Annotated in this window: 13 protein-coding genes; 6 read left to right on the forward strand and 7 right to left on the reverse strand. The window is 71.3% G+C overall.

Going from position 1 to position 19,905, the window contains the following annotated elements; all coding sequences use genetic code 11:
• The first annotated feature begins 47 nt into the window (after positions 1-47).
• The 3 genes from OG710_RS16630 (at position 48) to OG710_RS16640 (ending at position 6,527) form a co-directional block, all read left to right on the forward strand.
• A complete protein-coding gene (locus OG710_RS16630) occupies positions 48-854 on the forward strand; it encodes a hypothetical protein (protein ID WP_330240032.1) in 807 nt (268 codons plus the stop codon).
• Positions 855-1,017: 163 nt separating this feature from the next.
• Entirely contained in the window at positions 1,018-1,998 is a 981-nt protein-coding gene (locus OG710_RS16635; protein ID WP_330240033.1) for a hypothetical protein, read from the forward strand.
• Positions 1,999-2,015: 17 nt separating this feature from the next.
• A complete protein-coding gene (locus tag OG710_RS16640) occupies positions 2,016-6,527 on the forward strand; it encodes a golvesin C-terminal-like domain-containing protein (RefSeq protein ID WP_330240034.1) in 4,512 nt (1,503 codons plus the stop codon).
• A gap of 76 nt (positions 6,528-6,603) precedes the next feature.
• On the opposite strand, the gene OG710_RS16645 is transcribed toward OG710_RS16640, so the two are convergent.
• Genes OG710_RS16645 through OG710_RS16665 form a run of 5 tightly spaced genes read right to left on the reverse strand, consistent with a single transcriptional unit; the run spans position 6,604 to position 10,728 of the window.
• A complete protein-coding gene (locus OG710_RS16645; RefSeq protein ID WP_330240035.1) occupies positions 6,604-7,173 on the reverse strand; it encodes an SMI1/KNR4 family protein in 570 nt (189 codons plus the stop codon).
• 46 nt (positions 7,174-7,219) lie between these two features.
• On the reverse strand, positions 7,220-8,083 hold the full coding sequence (locus OG710_RS16650) for a 1,4-dihydroxy-6-naphthoate synthase (protein WP_330240036.1): 864 nt from the start codon (positions 8,081-8,083) through the stop codon (positions 7,220-7,222).
• The gene (locus tag OG710_RS16655; RefSeq protein ID WP_330240037.1) at positions 8,058-8,762 is read right to left on the reverse strand and encodes a futalosine hydrolase; all 705 of its coding nucleotides are present in this window, start codon (positions 8,760-8,762) and stop codon (positions 8,058-8,060) included. The genes OG710_RS16650 and OG710_RS16655 overlap by 26 nt, the downstream gene beginning before the upstream one ends.
• Before the next feature lie 25 nt (positions 8,763-8,787).
• Positions 8,788-9,279, reverse strand: coding sequence for a DUF2771 domain-containing protein (locus tag OG710_RS16660; RefSeq protein ID WP_330240038.1), 492 nt, complete (start codon positions 9,277-9,279; stop codon positions 8,788-8,790).
• A gap of 27 nt (positions 9,280-9,306) precedes the next feature.
• Entirely contained in the window at positions 9,307-10,728 is a 1,422-nt protein-coding gene (locus tag OG710_RS16665) for an MFS transporter (protein WP_330240039.1), read from the reverse strand.
• 378 nt (positions 10,729-11,106) lie between these two features.
• On the opposite strand from OG710_RS16665, the gene OG710_RS16670 reads away from it, so the two are divergent.
• Positions 11,107-12,018 (forward strand): DUF3027 domain-containing protein, encoded by a 912-nt coding sequence (locus OG710_RS16670; protein WP_330240040.1) that lies wholly within the window; start codon positions 11,107-11,109, stop codon positions 12,016-12,018.
• Positions 12,019-12,106: 88 nt separating this feature from the next.
• Positions 12,107-15,313: a sacsin N-terminal ATP-binding-like domain-containing protein gene (locus OG710_RS16675; RefSeq protein ID WP_330240041.1), complete on the forward strand. Its 3,207-nt coding sequence runs from the start codon at positions 12,107-12,109 to the stop codon at positions 15,311-15,313.
• Between the two features lie 48 nt (positions 15,314-15,361).
• On the opposite strand, the gene OG710_RS16680 is transcribed toward OG710_RS16675, so the two are convergent.
• Positions 15,362-17,833, reverse strand: a complete 2,472-nt coding sequence (locus OG710_RS16680; RefSeq protein WP_330240042.1) for an HAD-IC family P-type ATPase — start codon at positions 17,831-17,833, stop codon at positions 15,362-15,364.
• 131 nt (positions 17,834-17,964) lie between these two features.
• Positions 17,965-18,243, reverse strand: a complete 279-nt coding sequence (locus OG710_RS16685) for a DUF2530 domain-containing protein (protein ID WP_330240043.1) — start codon at positions 18,241-18,243, stop codon at positions 17,965-17,967.
• A 193-nt stretch (positions 18,244-18,436) separates the two neighbouring features.
• On the opposite strand from OG710_RS16685, the gene OG710_RS16690 reads away from it, so the two are divergent.
• On the forward strand, positions 18,437-19,891 hold the full coding sequence (locus OG710_RS16690) for an NCS2 family permease (RefSeq protein ID WP_330240044.1): 1,455 nt from the start codon (positions 18,437-18,439) through the stop codon (positions 19,889-19,891).
• The last annotated feature ends 14 nt before the right edge of the window (positions 19,892-19,905 follow it).

The following is a 19,905-nucleotide window of genomic DNA, read 5'->3' on the forward strand; positions in this document are numbered from 1 at the left end:
CGTCGGGGGAGGCTGGTTCGGGCAGTGCGTCCACGACCGGCTCGAAGGTGGACGAGCAGGCCTGGCCTGCTCGTACGCCCGTCAGCGGCCTGGCCAAGGGGATGGTGCTGCCGATCGAGGGGTACCTCATCTCGTACCCCGAACTGGTCGCCTGGCAGCGGGCTCAGCAGAACCTCTGGAAGAGCTGTATGCGTAGATACGGATTCAACTCCTTCTCCCCTCCGGAACCGGGCATGTATCCGCCGGTCGGATACGACGACGCGAACATGGCCCGCCGGTACGGCATATCGGATGCCAAGGAGGCCGCCCGATTCGGTTACCACCTTCCCAATGACCCCGGCGAGCCTCCTGTGTGGGAGCCGGCCGCAGGCGCGGAAGGCGCGGTGTTCTCCGGATCGGGCGCCCAGCTGGCGGGCGGGTCGTACAAGGGGGAAAAGGTCCCGGAGGGCGGCTGCCAGGGCGAGGCGAAGAAAAAGCTCGGCAAGATAGCGTACCCGCTGGCGAGCAAAGTCGAATTCGCCTCCCTGGAAGAGTCGCGGAAAGTCGCCGAGGTGCGGGCTGCGGTTGACAAATGGTCGGCCTGCATGAAGTCGAGCGGCTATCGCGTGACGCATCCGTACAAGACGCCCGATCTCATTTCCACGCTCGGCTCCGAAAATCCTTCTGCGGAGGAAACGGCACTGGCCGTGGCCGATGTCGAGTGCAAGAAGACTTCTCGGCTGGTGAGTATCTGGTTCGAGGCCGAGAAGAAGATTCAGAATCGACGCATCGAGGAGAATCAGCTCGCGCTCGACGAGGAGCGGAAGAAGAACGACGAGGTGCTCAAGGTCGCCGCGCGAGCAAATGGCGGGTGAACGTGCGGCTTCCCGGGGACTTCCGGGAATCATTTGAAGCTGCTCCTGGTGCAGCGGTAGTTCGTGGCCACTGATCGCAAATGTCGGGGTTTCCTGCGATCGGTGGCCGCTTCTTCCGTGCTGCGTCGCGATCGCCCTGGGATTACGTAGAGAAGGAATACCCATGCACGTCCTCAGACGGACGACCGTCGCCACTGCTGTCATGCTCGCGGCGATATCGCTCGGTGCCTGCTCCTCGTCCGGACCGGCCTCCGGCCCGGCGAAGGACAGGACCCCGGTCGACCGGACCAACTGGCCTGCGGAGGTGCCCACTTCGGGCTTGGTCAAGGGTCTGGAGCTGCCGCTCGAGTCCTATCTGCCCTCCTACGCGGACCAGGTCGCCGTCGACACCGCGCTGCGCACCCTGGAGACGCGGTGCATGTCCGAGTACGGGCTGACCGTCGATCTGCCGCGTCCCGGCGCGAACCCGCCCCCCTACAGCAACGCCCTCTCGATCGAGCGGCGATACGGCCTCAGCGACCGCGCGCAGGCACGGAAGTACGGGTACGGGCTGCCGAAGCAGCAGACCCGGAGCCTCGAATCCGTCGAAGCAGGGCTTTCCGGCGTCGAGGTGGAAGTCCTGACCGGGCGGAAGAAGCCCGAACTCACCCCACCTCGGGGCGCCAAGCAGGGCGAAGGCCATTTCGGCACCGTCCCGGAGCCCGCGCGCGCCGAGCACAACGGAAAGAAGCTGCACCAGGGCGGCTGCGCCGGCTGGGCGAAGCGGCAGCTCAAGGTGAACGAGGAGGACGAGGGCTTCGTCTCCGGGCTCGCCTCGGCCAGCCTCTCCGAGTCCCGGCCGCTGAAGCCGGTCCGGAAGGCCCTCAAGAGCTGGTCGGCCTGCATGAAGGACAAGGGCCGCAAGGCCGCCGACCCGTACCGGGCGATGGAGCAGGGCTACGCCGACGGTGACGGCACCACCAAGAACGCGATCGCGCTCGCGCTGGACGACATCGATTGCAAGAAGCGGACCCGTCTGATCGAGGTCTGGTTCAAGGAGGAGTCGGCCGTCCAGAAGCGGCTGATCGAGGAGAACAAGGACCCGCTCACCGCCGTCAAGAAGCGCATGGGCGAGGTCCTTGCGGCTGCCGAGGCAGTCGAGTAATCAGAGGAGAAGCACAGTTGAGACAGATACGCAGCCGCCTGCGCGTGCCGGTCACCCTCGCGGTGACCACCGCGCTGGCGGTACCGCTGAGCCTGCCCGCGCAGGCCGACGAACCCAAGCCGCCCAAGAGCGCGGCGCAGGGGTGGAGCGACACCCGGAACGACACCACCCAGCAGCGGAAGCTCTCCCTGAAGCCCTCCGCGATCCCCGCGAAGGACCGCGCCGGCCTCCTCGGCGCGGGCTACGAGAAGTCCGCCGACACCGCGGTCACCACGACCGGTGACGGCACGGGCTTCCATCTCCTGGCGGGCAGGGAGAAGGACGGCTACCAGCTCCGCACGGTGGCGAGCCTGTTCGAGGAGGGCTTCGCCTCGGACACCTGGATCGGCAACCACTGCGTCACCGAGTCCGGCAAGTACGCGGCCGTCTCGTACGCGCCGCGCATGTTCACCAACAAGCCCGAGCTGATGGTGCGCGGTGCCTTCACCGCGGTGGTCGACCTGGCCTCGGGCAAGGTCACCAAGCTGCCGTTCCAGTCGTCGCTGGCCTACTTCTCGCCCGGCTGCGGCCAGGGCGACCAGGCGGTGTTCACCCAGCTCACCCACGACGGGGACAAGAAGCAGCAGACCCGTCTGATCACCGTCGACGCGGCCACCGGCAAGGAGTCGAAGCCGGTCACGCTCGCCGGCCAGGTCACCTCGGCGATCCCCACCGACGAGGGCATCGTCGCCGCCCACGGCAACAAGCTGGTCCGCATCAACGGCACGGCCGAGAAGACCCTGGCGTCCACCACCACGGTGCCGTTCCAGATCACCGCCGACGCCGACGGCGGCATCACCTACATCGACCGCGATCTGGACAAGAAGGCGTCCGACGAACCGGCCGCCCGCGCCAAGCACCTGGACCGCACGACGGTGAGGCGGGGCAAGAGGAGCCAGCCCGTCACCGTCGCCTCCGGCAAGCTGCACGCCTGGGACCTGACCCGCTCCGCACGTGGCGAGGTGTTCGTCACCGGCAAGGCCACGTCCACCTCCACCACCCTGCCCAAGCGGGTGCACAACCCCGGCAAGCTCCCCAAGGGCGCCGCCATCTCCAGCCACGCCCAGGCGGCCCTGACCACCACGTGGTCCGACGGCAAGACCACCCTGGTCAACCCGGAGGACGCCGCCAAGCCGCGCCCCGCCCGCACGGCGCTGCGCATGCTGGACTCGGGCAAGTCCGTGACGCTCGACCTGCGCCCCGGCGCGCACCGCGTGGGCGACGCGGCACAGGGGCGCGCCCTGTCCCCGGCGCTGCCCACCGGCGGCCCGGTCGACTCCGGCCCGGACACGTCCGGGAAGAGCACGGAGGGCATGTCCACGCAGTCCTTCCGTACCCGGGCCCTCGCCGGGCAGGCCGACAACCCGAGCGAAGGCACCGGGGAGCGGTACTGCGCGGTGGCCCGCAACGACGCGAAGAAGCAGGCGTTCCAGCCCACTCCGCGCCAGGTCGAGTGGGCCGTGGACCAGGCCGTCGTCGGTGAGCTGAACTTCTACCGGTCGCCGAACTGGAAGAACACCGGCACCGGTGGCTACCAGCCCCAGGGCCTGTTCCCGCCGACCGTGCTGGCCGGTGACCCCAACGGCACCCTCGACAACGAGGACCCGGATGTCACCGACAAGTGGCACATCCCGGCGCAGGTGATGCTCGGCATCACCGCGCAGGAGTCCAACATGTGGCAGGCCACCCGGTTCGCCGTGCCCGGTGTCACCGCCAACTCGCTGGTCGGCAACTACTACGGGGTCGACTACGCCGCCTCCGGCGAGCAGATCGACCCCTGGCGGATCAACTGGGCCGACGCCGACTGCGGTTACGGCATCACCCAGGCCACCGACGGCATGCGGCTCGCGGGCAGGACCAAGCCGGGCGAGACGGCGCTGTCCACGCTCGCGCAGGAGGCCGTCGCCCTGGACTACACGGCGAACATCGCCGCCGGTGTGCGCATCCTGTCCGAGAAGTGGAACCAGACCTACAACGCCGGGATGAAGATCAACGGCGGCCACCCGAAGTGGATCGAGAACTGGTTCTTCGCCCTGTGGGCGTACAACTCCGGCTTCTACGACACGGCCGACTCCCAGGGGCACTGGGGTGTCGGCTGGACGAACAACCCGGCCAACCCGCTGTGGAAGGCCAACCGCGTCCCGTTCCTGCAGAGCGCGACCAACCCGGCGGGGGACGACTACAGCCACGCCGCGCACCCGCAGGACTGGCCGTACGAGGAGAAGGTGATCGGCTGGGCGGCCCGGCCGATCTCGGCGATGTTCGCGCCCGGTGACTTCCAGGCCGGCTACCGGCCCGCCTGGTGGACCAGCAACGCCGACCGGACCAACGCCAAGCCGCCGGTCGACCTGTTCTGCAACGGGTCGAACTCCTGCGATCCGTCCAAGATCGGCGACAACGACTCCAACGACCAGGGCATGGGTGCCTGCACCGCCGACGCGGGCGACAGCGACACCAACCCGCACTGGCTGCACTGCTGGTGGAACGAGGAGATCACCAAGGACCAGTGGAAGGACTGCGAACTCCTCGCGGAGTGCGGAAACGGCGTGCACCGCTTCCCGACGTCCTACGGTGAGCAGGCGGACGCCGGCTCGTACCCGCCCAACTGCTCCCTCGGGTCCCTGCCGGCCGAAGCACTGGTGGTCGACGATCTGCCCGACGGCATGATTCCGGCGGGAGTCGACGGGAACCGCGGCTGCGGAGCGGTGCAGTCCGACGGCACGTTCAGCCTCGGCTACGTGCCATGGGACACCCAGATGGATCTCACGGACGACGGTGTGGACAACCCGACCACCGTCACCACGTATCCGGGGAAGATCGACACGCACCAGATCGGCGCGGGCTACGGCAACCACTTCTGGTTCACGCACACCCGCTCGCCGGAGTCCTACCCGACGAACGCGAACCGTCTGAAGGTCACCGGGACCTGGAAGCTGAACGCCCCGCTGACCAATACGAGCCGCCAGGCGAAGGTCTTCGTGCACATCCCCGACCACGGGGCGCAGACCACCAACGCCGTCTACCGCATCCAGACGTCGAACGGGGAGCGGAGCGTCTCGATCTCCCAGAAGTCGAACCAGTCCAACAAGTGGGTCAGCCTCGGCGCCTACGTCTTCGGCGACCAGATCCCCGAAGTGCGGCTCGACAACTTCAACGGCGGTTCCGGTGACGCCGACATCGCCTTCGACGCCGTCGCCTTCGTGCCCGGCACGTACAACGGCATGAAGCTCACCCGCGACATGACGGCCGACCCGACCGCTCCGGCGCCGTCGCCGGTCGAGCCGAACGAGGACATCACCAACAGTTCCTTCTCCGCGGTCGGCAGCTTCTCGGCGAACTCCGCCGCGGCGACGCCGATGGCCGCCATGAGCACCGCGTCGTGCTCGACGATCAACCACTCCCTCAGCCGGAAGCGCACCACCGGCTGCATCCACAGCGACTACGGGATGACGGAGTACTCGAACACGGTTCCGATCGGAAACGCGGCGTTCGACATCTACGCCACGTACTACCTCGATCCGAAGAGTGCCGAGTTCTCGCAGGTCGCGACGATCCGGCTGAAGATGATGGACGGTTCGGCGACGTCCGCCACCTTCGACTACGCGGCCAAGTGCCGGGGCTACTGCTCCATCACCAGCGTCGACTGGAACGGGTCGAAGACCTTCGCCAAGGGCGACACGCTCACGCGGACCGTCACCACCCGGTTCAAGTGGACGCCCAGCGGTACGAAGAACACGATCACCCCGTACTTGACTCTCGGCGGCAAGGTCGGCAGCACGACGGTCGTGAATCCGTCCGAGTTCGAGAACGCCAAGCTGACCATCCGCTGCGACTCCGAGGTCGCCAACGCGGGCAGCGGCTGTGTGTTCTCCGGCTACAAGCCGACCTACGTCATGAACTCCAAGAAGTTCCCCGGAGCCGCCGCGCACATCGAACTGATGTGGCGCAAGACCGGCATCAAGTGGGGTCAGCACACCACCAACGGCAAGCCGCTGACCTACCTCGGCAAGAAGAAGGTCGCCGGTGGTACCCGCATGCAGAAGACCGTCAACCGGGAGAAGCTCTGCACGAAGAGTTCCACCAACTTCACCGAGTACAACATTCCCGGAGACCCCTACAAGGGCACCGGGCTCTTCAGTGACCTGTGGACCGCCGATTCGGGAACCGCGAAGACGGACACCATCACCTGTGACGAGTTCTCCTTCGCCAACTCCTTCCAGAGCGCGGGCAACGCGAGTGGCCCGAACCCGGTCACGACCAACGGCACGGAGTGCGTGCAGACGTACCTCAAGCGCAACGCCGACGGCACCATGAGCCTGCACCTGCGGCCCGACTACCCGGACCCGGCCTGGAACGAGCCCTGTGGCCGCTCCAGCATGTCGAAGTGGCAGAACACGCAGTCCATGCAGCCCTTCGGCGGATTCATCCGTGAACAGCGGCTGATGGAGGACGACGACTACTGGGTCGACCTCGACGGGTTCACCCCCTGACACCACCGCACACAGGAAAGCCCCCGCGGAAACATCCGCGGGGGCCTTCCCCTTGGCCTCCGTGGCCTCCTTGGCCTCAGTCGAGGGTGACGCGGCCGTCCAGGACGCGCTGACCGGTGTCTTCCGGGCCGAGGATTCGCTCCAGATCCGCGAGAACCGATGCGAAGAACTCCGGCAGATCCGCGAAGAGATCCAGATCCTCCACGTCGCCGTCACTCCACTGCCCCACCGAACCCGTCTCCGCGTCGATGAAGAAGCCGTACATCTCACCGCACGCGTAGGACTCGGCGGCGAAGGGAATCCACTCCTTGCGCCAATAGGCCACGTCCTCGTTCGGGCCGGGCATCATCTGATGGTGCAGCCGCTCGATGCTCGACAGCGGCAGCAGCGCCCATCCGCCGGCGAGGAACTCGCCCTCCGGGCAGGAACCCGTCAGCCCGTTCGAATCGTCGAGCTGGGTGACGGTCCCGTTGTTGACCTTCAGATAGGTACGCAGATCCGCCGGGAACCGCACACCCGTTTTCTCCTCGACGGCGGCGATCTCCGCCTCGCTCGCCGCGTCCCCCAGCGCACGGTGACTGACCTGCGCGTTCTCACGCAGCCAGGACACGACACGCTGCCACGACTCGCCCACACCACTCGGCACGCCTACCTCCATCGGAGAATCGGAGAATCCACTGATCGAGCGGACGCTACGGGAACGCCAGCGCGTCCGGCCCGAGGGCGGGCACCAGGCCCTCCGCCGCCGCACGGGTCAGCAGACCGCGGATCGCGGCGTAGCCGTCCTCGCCCAGGTCCGCGGTGAACTCGTTCACGTACAGGCCGATGTGCTGGTCCGCGACGGACGGGTCCATCTCCTGGGCGTGGGCCGCGACGTACGGGCGGGACGCCTCGGGGTCGTCCCAGGCCATGCGGACCGAGGCGCGGACCGACTCCGCGAGGAGCTTCAGCGCGGCCGCGCCCAGCGAGCGCTTGGCGATGATCGCGCCCAGGGGGATCGGGAGGCCGGTGGTGTCCTCCCAGTGCCTGCCCATGTCAGCGAGGTTGTGCAGCCCGTAGTTCTGGTACGTGAAGCGCGCCTCGTGGATGACCAGGCCCGCGTCCACCTCGCCGTCCCGGACCGCCGGCATGATCCGGTCGAACGGCATGACGACGATCTCGCCGACGCCGCCCGGCACCACCTCCGCCGCCCACAGGCGGAACAGCAGGTATGCGGTCGAGCGCTCGCTCGGTACGGCGACCGTCTTCCCGATCAGGTCCGTGCCCGGCTCGCGGGTGAGGACGAGCGGGCCGCAGCCCCGGCCCAGTGCCCCGCCGCACGGCAGCAGCGCGTACTCGTCCAGCACCCATGGCAGCACCGCGTACGACACCTTGAGCACGTCCAGCTCGCCGCGCTCGGCCATGCCGTTGGTCAGGTCGATGTCCGCGAACGTGACGTCCAGCGCCGGCGCGCCGGGGACCCTGCCGTGCGCCCAGGCGTCGAAGACGAAGGTGTCGTTCGGGCAGGGCGAGAAGGCGATGCGCAGCGCGTCAGTCTGCGGTGTCGTCGCGGTCATGGCGGGTCCAGCCTTCCAGTACGGGGATGAGCTTCCCGAACGCCCCGGTCAGCGCGGTCAGCGCGTCGCCGATGCGCCAGGCGTCGCGGTCGCGCGGGCCGACGGCGTTCGACACGGCCCTGAGCTCCAGGACCGGTACGCCGGCGAGGTCCGCCGCCTCCGCGACCCCGAACCCCTCCATGGCCTCGGCCAGGGCGCCGGGGTGGGCGGTGAGCAGGGCGGCGGCGCGGTCGGCGCTGCCGGTCACGGTGGAGACGGTGAGGATGTCGCCGACGGCCGCCCCGGTCGCCCCGGCGGCGGCCCGGACGAGGGAGGGGGGCGGGACGTGCCAGGTGCGGCCGAAGCCGAGGTCGGTGACCGGCACGAAACCGGCCGGGGTCTCGGCGCCCAGGTCCGCCGCGCCGATGCGGCGGGAGACGACCAGCGAGCCGACCGGCGCCACCGGGGCGAAGCCGCCGCCGATGCCCGCCGAGACCACCAGGTCGTAGCGGCCGGCCGCCAGCGCGAACGCCGCCGACGCCGCCGCGGCGGCCGGGCCCGCGCCGCCCGCGAGCACGTCCAGCGGCCCGGCCCGGTGGATCTCCGCGCCGCGCACCGGCCGCACCGCGGGCTCGTCCCCGTACGCACGCGTGACCGCGTCCCGTTCCACCGGGACCGCGGTCACGACCAGCACACGCATCAGGGGCAGCCCTCCGAAGGGGCGGTCAGTCCGTCTTCACCAGCTTGAAGTGCCAGATGCCGGCCACGCCGGTCTCCTTGCCCTCGCCCTTGGTCTCGACGACGCTGATCTGCGTCTCGTCGGCGGCCTCGCCGGTCTGGCTGGAGAAGAAGGCGCTGCCGGAGATGGAGCGGTAGGTCTTCTTGAACGGCTCCTGCTCGGCCTGCTGGCCGTTGATGAAGAGCGTCCAGCCGTTGTCCGCGATCTCCGGGTCGACGCCGAAGTGCACGGTGTCCGACATCGACACCTTGATGGTCTTCTCCGCCTCCTTGTTGAGACAGGACTTGACCTCGGAGGGCTTGATGGTCTTGCCGTCGTTGTAGCAGGCGGCCTCGGTGTGCACCGAGTTGTCGCCGACCGTCACGGTGGCGAGCGGCGTCGGCTTGTCGCAGGCGGACAGGACAAGGAGTCCCGCGGACACGGCACCAAGAGCGACGCCGATTCGACGGCCCTTACCGGAGAAGAACGCAACGGTCATGGGCCGAAGGCTATCGGTCGCTCCCGCTCACGCCACGCGGGGGTGCGGCGAGCCGCGCCGTGCGGCGCCCAGCAGCCCCCGTACGGACGCGGAAGCGCCGAGCGCCAGCAGCCCGGCGGCGACCGACATGCCCAGTACGCCGTTGAGGGGGAGGGCGATCCCGATCGCGCCGCCCACCACCCAGGACATCTGGAGCAGCGTCTCGGACCGGGCGAACGCCGACGTCCGCACCTCCTCCGGCACATCGCGCTGGATCATCGCGTCCAGCGACAGCTTCGACAGGGCCTGGGTGAGCCCCGCCGTCGCGGCGAGCGCGGCCACCATCACCGTGCTGAAGAAGACGGCCGCCAGGACCGCCACGCCCAGCGCCAGGCCCAGCACCGAGGCGACGATGATCTCCGGGCCGCGCGCCCGCAGCCAGGAGCCCACCGCCGTGCCCAGCGCGTTGCCCACGCCCGCCGCCACGCCGACGATGCCCAGCGAGATCGCCGCGCTCTGCCCGGCCAGCGGATGCTCGCGCAGCAGGAACGCCAGGAAGAAGATCAGGAAGCCGGAGAGCGCGCGGTGCGCGGCGTTGGCCTGGAGGCCGTGCAGCACGGACGGGCCGACCGACCGCAGCCCCGGCCGCCGCTCGCCGTTCTCCCGGCGCTTGCGGCCCGAGAGCGTCGACGCGGACCGGGACGGCTCCGGGCGCGGCGCGGGCTCGCCCGGCGGCGGCACCAGCCGCACCCGGCGCTCGCCCTTCGCCGAGTCCACCTTCGGCGGCAGCGTGAACGCCAGCACCGCGCCGCCCGAGAAGATCGCGCACGCCCCGTACAGCGGCCACGGCGGGCCGATCAGCTGGAGCGCCGCGCCGATCGGCGCGGCGGCCCCGGTGGCCAGCAGACCGGCCAGGGTGACCCGCGAGTTCGCCTTCACCAGTGAGAACTTCGGTGGCAGCAGCCGGGGTACGACGGCGCTGCGCACCACCCCGTACGCCTTGGAGCAGACCAGCACGCCGAGCGCGGCCGGATACAGCTCCAGGCCCCCGGTGGCGACCGCGCCGGACATCGTGAGCGCCAGGACGGCCCGCGCAAGCATGGAACCGGCCATCGCCATGCGGCGGCCGTGCGGCAGCCGGTCCAGGAGCGGGCCGATGACCGGGGCGAGCAGGATGAACGGCGCCATCGTGACCGCGAGGTACAGCGCGACCCGGCCGCGCGCCTGGTCGGTCGGTACGGAGAAGAACACGGTGGACGCGAGGGCGACCGTGATCATCACGTCGCCCGCGCCGTTCACCGCGTGCAGTTCGATGAGCTTGCCGAGACCGCTCTCGCCGGCCCCGTGCGCGTGGGTGGCCCGGCGGATGCCGCGCGCGGTGCCGGTGAACGGCGTTCTCAGGGCACGGCCGACCGCCCGCCCCGCCCTGCGGAGCGGGCCGGGACCGTCGTGCGACCGGGCAGAAGCCACTTGGTCATAGTGCCCCAGGACCGCGCGATGCGAACCGGCATCCCGGCGGGACGCGGGCGGGACCGCCCCGTCGGGTCAGTGATCTGCCAGGTGACGGGGGCGTCGGGGCATGGCCGATACGGCGTCGTTTGGGACGGCAGGTGGGCGGGGAGCGGCGGAGAGGGTAGCGTGCTTAGCGCGCCACCGGCGGTTGTTCTCGGCCGCGCGCCTCTCGGCGATCCCGCAGAATGGATCGCGGAAGGCGTGCCCGAGGTCGGCTCAACGGGTACGGACGTCGACGCGGCCCCCAGGTCCGCTCCGTCCGTGACCGTATGGCCGAAATCGATGGTCGATGTGCTGGCGCGCTCGTGAGACTGGCGTAGGAGAGAAGCGAGACCTGTGAGTGCTGCGACGACGCGAGGCCGTACGGCCCGTACCGCCCGTACCCCCGCTCCCGACCGGTTGTGCGCCGAGGCCGTTGACCTCGCCCGCGCGGCGGCCGAGGAGGCGGCCGCTCCGGGGGTCGTGGGTGAGCATGTGGCCGTGGTCTCCGAGGGGGACCGCGTCGTCACGCACTACTTCGAGTGCGAGGACCCCGGCTACCGGGGCTGGCGCTGGGCGGTGACGGTCGCGCGGGCCTCCCGCGCGAAGAACGTCACGCTGGACGAGACGGTGCTGCTGCCCGGCAGTGACGCGATCCTGGCGCCGGAGTGGGTGCCGTGGAGCGAGCGGCTGCGGCCGGGCGACATGGGGCCCGGCGACCTGCTGCCGACCGAGGCGGACGACCTGCGCCTGGAGCCGGGGTACACCGGCGCGGACGAGGTCCCGCCGAACTCGGCGGTCGGCGAGGTCAGCGGCGAGCTGGCCGACCTCGTGGACGTGGAGGACGCCGAGCTGACGACCCGCCCGGACGCGACCGCGCGCGGTTCGGTCGCCTCGGTGGCCGACGAGCTGGGTATGCGCCGGGCGCGGGTGCTCTCGCGGTACGGGCTGCACTCGGCGGCGGACCGCTGGGACGAGGCGTTCGGGCCGAAGACGCCGATGGCGCAGGCCGCGCCGGCCTCCTGTGTCTCCTGCGCCTTCCTGATGCCGCTCGCGGGCTCGCTGCGGCAGGCGTTCGGGGTGTGCGCCAACGAGTTCGGCCCGGCGGACGGGCACGTGGTGTCGCTGGCGTACGGGTGCGGTGGGCACTCGGAGGCGGCGGTCATGCCGAAGCCGCCCGCGGCGGCGGGGCACGCGTTGGACACGATGCGGGTTGACGAGTATCCGTTGCACGGTGAGGCTTCCGCCTCGGGGACCCCGGAGGACTAGGTGCTCCGGCGGCGGTGAGTGGGTGGGTCCGGGCGGTACCCGGTAGCTTCGCGGGGTACGCGTTCCGGACCGGCAGAGGGAGCACCCCATGGGCATCAACGCGACGGAGGGCGACCCGTTCGGCACCGCGCGGCTGCGGCGCGGCGTACTCGACGCCTGGGGCGCCGGGCCCGCCCGGTTCCGGGAGGACGCCAACGCCGAGGAGGACCTCGCGCTCGGCGGCTACCGCGACCGCCTCGTCGTCGAGCTGGCCCAGAACGCCGCCGACGCCGCCGCCCGCGCCGGAGTCCCCGGCCGCCTCCGGCTCACCCTGCGCCCCGCGACGGACGGCACCCCCGCCGTCCTCGCCGCCGCGAACACCGGCGCCCCGCTGGACGCCACCGGCGTCGAGTCGCTGTCCACGCTGCGCGCCTCCGCGAAGCGCGAGGGCCACGAGGGCGCCGTGGGCCGGTTCGGCGTCGGGTTCGCCGCCGTCCTCGCGGTCAGCGACGAACCGGCGATCGTCGGCCGGCACGGCGGCGTCCGCTGGTCCCTGGCCGAGGCCCGCGAACTGGCCGGCCGGGCGGCGATCGGCAGCCCCGGCCTGGGCGACGAGCTGCGCCGCCGCGACGGCCACGTACCGCTGCTGCGCCTCCCGCTGCCCGCCGAGGGCACCGCGCCCGACGGCTACGACACCGTCGTCGTGCTGCCCCTGCGCGACGGGGTCGCCGAGGACCTGGTGGGCCGGCTGCTGGCCGCCGTGGACGACGCGCTGCTGCTCACGCTGACCGGGCTGGACGAGGTGACCGTCGAGACGCCGGAGGCCGTACGCACGCTCCGCCGCTCGCAGCACGGCCCGTACACGCACATCGAGGACTCCGCGCACGGCACCCACCGCTGGCGCACCGCCGCACAGCACGGCCCGATCGAGCCCGCCCTGCTCGCCGGCCGGCCGCTGGAGGAGCGGCTGCGCCCGCACTGGTCGGTGACCTGGGCCGTCCCGGTCGACGCGGACGGCGCCCCGCTCCACCCCCGCACCGCCCCCGTCGTGCACGCGCCGACGCCCACCGACGAGCCGCTCGGCCTGCCCGCGCTGCTCATCGCCTCACTGCCGCTGGACACCACCCGCAGGCACCCCGCGCCCGGACCGCTCACCGACTTCCTGGTCGAGCGCGCGGCCGACGCGTACGCGGAACTGCTCGCCGACTGGGAGCCGGTCTCCGTCGCGACGATCGGCCTGGTGCCGGGCCCGCTGGGGCAGGGCGGGCTGGACGGCGCGCTGCGCGGCGCGATCCTGGAGCGGCTGCCGCGCGTGGCGTTCCTGGCGCCCGCCGCCCCGCGCGACCCGGCCGCCGAGCCGGAGCGCTGGGACGGCTGGGACGGCGAGGAGCACGTCCGCAAGGACACCGTCGCGCTGCGGCCGGTCGAGGCGGAGGTGGTGGAGGGCGTCGGCGAGCGGACGGTGACCGTGCTCGCCGAGGTGCTGCCCTGCCTGCTGCCCGCCGGGCTCGAACGGCGCGTGGAGCTGCGCACGCTGGGCGTCGCCCGGGTGCCGCTGACGGAGGCGATCGACCGGCTGGCGGGCCTGGAACGCGATCCGGCCTGGTGGCGGCGGCTGTACGACAGCCTGACCGGTGTCGACCCGGACCGTCTGTCGGGGCTGCCGGTCCCGCTGGCGGGCACGGGCTCGGCGGGCGGCGACCTCGAAGCGCCCGCGCCGCCGCGCACCACCATCGGCCCCCGTCAGGTCCTGCTGCCGGTCCCCGACGCGCTGTCCGGGCCCGTTCTCGACCGGCTGGGCCGCCTCGGGCTCAAGGTCGCCCACCCCGACGCCGCGCATCCGCTGCTGGAGAAGCTGGGCGCCCTGCCCGCCACCCCGCGCGCGGTCCTGACGACCCCGCAGGTGCGGGCCGCCGTCGCCGGGTCGCTGGACGCGGGCGAGATCTGGGACGAGGACGCGCTCGACGGGGACGAGCTGGTGGAGACCGTGCTCACCCTCGTCCGGGACGCCGGTCTGGAGCCGGGCGACGAGCCCTGGCTCGGGGCGCTGGCGCTGACCGACGAGGACGGCGAACTCGCGCCCGCCGGGGAACTCGTGCTGCCGGACAGCCCGTTCGCCGCCGTGATGCGCGAGGGCGAACTCGCCCTGTGCGACGCGGAGCTGGCCGACCGCTGGGGCGAACAGCCGCTCACCGCCTGCGGGGTGCTCGCGACCTTCGCCCTGGTACGGGCCACCGACGTCGTCCTGGACCCGGACGAACTGGAGCCCCGCGACGGCGACTTCGCGGAGCCGGACGACGCCGGGCTGCTGGACGCGGTGGACGTGTGGTGCGAGGACATCCTCGACCAGTTCCCGGACAGCCCGGTGCCGCCGGTCGCCACCGAGCTGGTCGCCGTGCGCGATCTGGACCTGGTGGACGACGACGCCTGGCCGCAGGCCCTCGCGATGCTCGCCCGGCCGCCGCTGCGCGACGCGCTCACCCAGCCGGTCCGGGTGCTGCTGCCGGACGGCACCACGCAGTCCGTCCGCCCGTACACCGCGTGGTGGCTGCGCGGCCACCCCGTTCTGGACGGCCGCCGCCCGGCCGGTCTGCGCGCGCACCGCGGCGACCCCCGGCTCGCCGGGCTGTACGACCCCGCCGACGCGACCGGCTTCGAGGACGCCGAGGTGCTGCGCGCCCTGGGCGTACGGACCTCGGTCGACGCCCTCCTGGACGAGCCGGGCGGGGCAGCCGAGCTGCTGGGCCGGCTCGCCGACGAGGACCGCCCGGTCAGCGGCGTACAGCTGCACGCCCTGTACACGGCGTTGGCCGCGCTGGACCCGGAGCAGGTGACGCTGCCGGACGCGCTGCGGGCCGTCGTGGACGGCGAGGTGCGGGTGGTGGACGCGGCGGACGCGGTGATCGCGGACGCGCCGGACCTGCTGCCGCTCACCGAGGGGCTGCCGCTGCTGCCGGTCGCCCCGGCGCACGCGGCGGAGCTGGCCGAGCTGTTCCAGGTGCGGCGGCTCGGCGAGAGCGTCGAGGCCGGGGTCACGAGCGACGGCGAGGAGCACGAGGTGCCGGAGTCCGTCCGCGTACTGCTCGGGCCCGCGACCCCGGACACGTACGTCGAGCACGGCGAACTGCGCGCCGGTGGCGTCGAGCTGGACTGGCGGCGCACCCCGGACGGGGTGGTGCACGCCGCGACGCTGGAGGGCGTCGCGGCCGGGCTGGCCTGGGCGGCCGGGCAGTGGCCCCGCCGCTTCGAGGTCGCGGCCCTGCTGGAGGACCCGTCCCGCACGGCGGAGCTGGCCCGCGACCGCTGGTTCGACTGAACCCCGTACCGCCGCTCCTCCACGCCGGGGGAGCGGCCCGGACAGGCCCTACGCCCCGAACCGGCGGCCCACCAGTCGCCACGCGTACTCCAGCGCCGCCGCCGCGACCACCGCGATGCCCACGGCCGTCCACGGCATCTGCGTGCCCACCAGCTTCAGCGCGAAGAAGTCCTGCAGCCACGGCACCGCCAGCACCACCAGGAACGCCAGGCCCATCGCGACCACCAGGCAGATCCGCCACCAGGTGTAGGGCCGGGCGATGATCGCGAGCACCCACATCGAGACCAGGAACAGCGTCAGCGTGGCCGCGCTCGTCTCCGCGTCCAGCGCGCCCGTACCGGCGTAGTGGCTCCGGGCGATCAGATACGTCACGAAGGTCGCCGCTGCGGCGATGACGCCCGAGGGGATCGCGTACCGCATGACGCGGCGCACGAAGTGCGGATGGGCGCGCTCCTTGTTCGGGGCCAGCGCCAGGAAGAACGCCGGGACGCCGATCGTCAGCGTGGACAGCAGCGTCAGATGGCGCGGCAGGAACGGGTACTCGACCTGGAAGCAGACCACGAGCACGGCCAGCAGCACCGAATACACGGTCTTCGTCAGGAACAGCGTCGCCACCCGGGTGATGTTGCCGATCACCCGGCGGCCCTCGGCGACCACGGACGGCAGGGTCGCGAAGCTGTTGTTCAGCAGCACGATCTGGGCGACCGCGCGGGTCGCCTCGGAGCCCGAGCCCATCGAGACGCCGATGTCCGCGTCCTTGAGCGCGAGGACGTCGTTGACGCCGTCGCCGGTCATCGCGACGGTGTGCCCGCGCGACTGGAGCGCGGCGACCATCTCCCGCTTCTGCTGCGGGGTGACGCGGCCGAAGACCGCGTTCTCCTCCATCATCGTGGCCATCTCGTCCGGGTCCGCCGGCAGCCGCCGCGCGTCCACCGGGTGCTCCGCGCCCGCCATCCCCAGCTTCGCGGCGACCGCGCCGACGGAGACCGCGTTGTCCCCGGAGATCACCTTCGTGGCGACGCGCTGGTCCCCGAAGTAGGCGAGGGTCTGCCCGGCGTCCGGCCGCAGCCGCTGCTCCAGGACGACCAGGGCGGCCGGTTCGGCGCCCTTCGCCGCGTCCGCGGCCTCCAGTTCGCCCCGCGCACGGGCCAGCAGCAGCACCCGCAGCCCCTGCTCGTTGAGCCGGTCCACCTCCGCGAGCGCCGGATCGTCCTCGGTGAGCAGCACGTCGGGCGCGCCCAGCAGCCAGGCGGAGGACGTGCCGCCGTCCTCGGTGAACGCGGCGCCGCTGTACTTGCGGGCGGAGGAGAACGGCAGCGTGCCGGTGACCTGCCAGCCGCCCTCCGCGGGGGCCGGGTAGGCGTCGATGATCGCCTGGAGGCTGGCGTTGGGGCGGGGCTCGGACGCGCCGAAGGCCCCCAGCACACGGCGCAGATACGGTTCGTCGGCGTTGTCGCCCAGCGCCCGCAGCTCCGTGACGTCCATGCCGCCCTCGGTGAGCGTGCCGGTCTTGTCCAGGCAGACGACGTCGACCCGGGCCAGGCCCTCGATGGCGGGCAGCTCCTGGACGAGGCACTGCTTGCGGCCCAGGCGGACGACGCCGATCGCGAAGGCCACCGAGGTCAGCAGGACCAGGCCCTCCGGGATCATCGGGACGATCCCGCCTACCGTGCGGGCGATCGAGTCCTTGAGGTTGTTGTCCTTGACCACCAGCTGGCTGATCACCAGCCCGATCGCGGTCGGCACCATCATCCAGGTGACGTACTTGAGGATCGTCGAGATGCCGGTGCGCAGCTCGGAGCGGACGAGCGTGAAGCGGGACGCCTCCTCGGCGAGCTGCGCCGCGTACGCCTCGCGCCCGACCTTCGTCGCGGTGAACGCGCCGCCGCCGGCGACGACGAAGCTCCCCGACATCACCGTGTCGCCGGTCCGCTTGAGGACCGGGTCCGCCTCGCCGGTGAGCAGGGACTCGTCCACCTCCAGGCCGTCCGCCTCGGCGACCGTGCCGTCCACGACGACCTTGTCGCCGGGGCCCAGCTCGACCAGGTCGCCCAGGACGATCTCGGAGGTGTGGATCGGGGCCGCCGTGCCGTCGCGCCGGACCACGGGCTTGGCCTCGCCGATGACCGCGAGGCTGTCCAGCGTCTTCTTGGCCCGCCACTCCTGCACGATGCCGATGCCGGTGTTGGCGACGATCACGAACCCGAACAGGCTGTCCTGGATCGGCGCCACGAACAGCATGATCACCCAGAGCACGCCGATGATCAGGTTGAACCGGGTGAAGACGTTGGCCCGGACGATCTCGGCCATCGACCGCGAGGACCGTACCGGTACGTCGTTGACCTCGCCGCGCGCGACCCGCTCGGCCACCTCCGCCGAGGTCAGCCCGCCCCCGGCGGGCGGGTCCGGCAGCTCGACCGGGTGGACCGGGTCGAGCTCCGCCCCGGCGTCGATCGTGGCCGGCCGCCCGGTGGCGCCGGTTCGCTGCTCCCCGGAGGGATTGGATGCCCGCTGCGTCATGGTTCAGACGGTACGGGTGGAACGTCCGCGACACCCGCCGGGGGTACGAAGATCAGACCGGGGGAGGAGAGAAATGGTCCCGTGGTTGTACGGGCGAGGGCCGTGGCCCGGCGTTTTGTCCGGGCGGGGCCCTATTCGGCCTGCGGGTCCGCCGCCGTCTCCGCCGCAGCCGCCGCGCGCTTGAGGGCCGCGTCGCGGCCGCGTACGTACCAGATGCCGATCAGGCCCAGGCCCGCGCCGGCCAGGCAGGTCCACACCCACCACAGGTGGCCGTGGTCGTCGAACCAGTTGTAGAACGGGATCTGGACGAGGAAGAGGACGAACCAGAGGATCGTGCCGCCGGTGATCGTCGCGACGATCGGGCCCTCCAGGGGCTCCGGTGCCTCGTGCTTCGGTGTCCACTTCGCCATGCGATCAGTGTATGCGGCCCGTATGCCGACGTCGCCGGGCCAGTCGGGCCAAGGGTCTACGCGCGGAGATAGCGATCTTCGCCTTATGTATTCATACTGAATCTGCTTCAGACTGGCTCGAATTATTCGTGTGAAAGTCCAAAGCTGACCACTTTTAACCCCCTGTGCGTACGTACTGATACTGAGGTCATCCATGTCCCCCTCGGCCACCGCCAAGGTCGATGCCACGCCGCCCCCGGCTCCCCAGCCCTCCGGCGGCCTGGACCGCTTCTTCAAGATCTCCGAGCGGGGGTCGTCGGTAGCCCGCGAGATCCGTGGCGGATTCGCGACCTTCTTCGCGATGGCCTACATCATCGTGCTGAACCCGATCATCCTCGGCAGCGCGAAGGACGTGAACGAGCAGTTCCTCAACGGCGGCCAGCTGGTCACCGCGACCGTCATCACCGCCGCGTTCTCCACGCTGCTCATGGGCGTCATCGGCAACGTGCCGATCGCGCTGGCGGCCGGGCTCGGCGTCAACACCGTCGTCGCCCTCCAGCTCGCCCCCCGGATGACCTGGCCGGACGCCATGGGCATGGTGGTCCTCGCGGGCATCGTGGTCATGCTGCTGGTCGCGACCGGCTTGCGGGAACGGGTGATGACCGCCGTACCGGGGTCGCTCCGCAAGGGCATCGCCATCGGCATCGGCCTGTTCATCCTGCTGATCGGCCTGGTGGACTCGGGCTTCGTCTCCCGCATCCCCGACAAGGCGATGACCACGGTCCCGCTCCAGCTCGGCGGCGACGGCCACCTCAACGGCTGGCCGGTCCTGATCTTCGTCCTCGGCGCGCTGCTCACGCTGATCCTGCTCGTCCGCAAGGTGCCGGGCGCGATCCTGATCTCCATCGTGGCGATGACCGTCCTCGCGCTGGTCGTCAACGCCGTGGCGGACCTGCCGGCCAAGGCGTGGGGGCTGACCGTCCCGGAGTGGCCGGGTAATCCGGTGTCGACGCCGGACTTCGGGCTGCTGGGTGAGTTCAGCCTGTTCGGCGGCTTCCAGAAGGTCGGCGTGCTGACCGGCATCCTGTTCGTCTTCACCGTGCTGCTGTCCTGCTTCTTCGACGCGATGGGCACGATCCTCGGCGTCGGCGACGAGGCGAAGCTGACGGACCCCGAGGGCAACTTCCCGGGCATCAACAAGGTGCTGTTCATCGACGGTGTCGCGGTCGCCGCGGGCGGTGCCAGCTCCTCGTCCGCCTCGACCTGCTTCGTGGAGTCCACGGCCGGCGTCGGCGAGGGGGCCCGTACGGGCCTGGCCGGCGTCGTCACGGGCCTGCTGTTCACGGTGGCGCTGTTCCTCACGCCGCTGGCGACCATGGTCCCGTCGCAGGCGGCCACCCCCGCGCTCCTCGCGGTGGGCTTCCTGATCATCGCCGGCTCGGTGCGGGACATCGACTGGAGCGACTACACGCTCGCGATCCCGGCGTTCCTCGCCATGGTCATGATGCCGTTCACGTACTCGATCACCAACGGCATCGGCATCGGCTTCATCGCGTTCAGCGTGCTGCGGCTGGCCGCCGGGCGCGGTCGCGAGGTGCCGGTGGCCATGTACGTCGTGTCGGCGGTCTTCGTCTTCTACTACATGATGCCCGCGCTGGGCCTCACGTAAGGGCGTCGCGGGCC

Origin of the sequence: Streptomyces sp. NBC_00525, assembly GCF_036346595.1 — a bacterium.
GTDB lineage: Bacteria > Actinomycetota > Actinomycetes > Streptomycetales > Streptomycetaceae > Streptomyces.

Bases quoted from the DNA above. Each gene is read 5' to 3' on its own strand.
- OG710_RS16635 (WP_330240033.1), top strand. From the start codon at position 1,018: ATGCACGTCCTCAGACGGACGACCGTCGCCACTGCTGTCATGCTCGCG.
- OG710_RS16650 (WP_330240036.1), bottom strand. From the start codon at position 8,083: ATGACCGCGACGACACCGCAGACTGACGCGCTGCGCATCGCCTTCTCG.
- OG710_RS16655 (WP_330240037.1), bottom strand. From the start codon at position 8,762: ATGCGTGTGCTGGTCGTGACCGCGGTCCCGGTGGAACGGGACGCGGTC.
- OG710_RS16660 (WP_330240038.1), bottom strand. From the start codon at position 9,279: ATGACCGTTGCGTTCTTCTCCGGTAAGGGCCGTCGAATCGGCGTCGCT.
- OG710_RS16675 (WP_330240041.1), top strand. From the start codon at position 12,107: ATGGGCATCAACGCGACGGAGGGCGACCCGTTCGGCACCGCGCGGCTG.
- OG710_RS16680 (WP_330240042.1), bottom strand. From the start codon at position 17,833: ATGACGCAGCGGGCATCCAATCCCTCCGGGGAGCAGCGAACCGGCGCC.
- OG710_RS16685 (WP_330240043.1), bottom strand. From the start codon at position 18,243: ATGGCGAAGTGGACACCGAAGCACGAGGCACCGGAGCCCCTGGAGGGC.
- OG710_RS16690 (WP_330240044.1), top strand. From the start codon at position 18,437: ATGTCCCCCTCGGCCACCGCCAAGGTCGATGCCACGCCGCCCCCGGCT.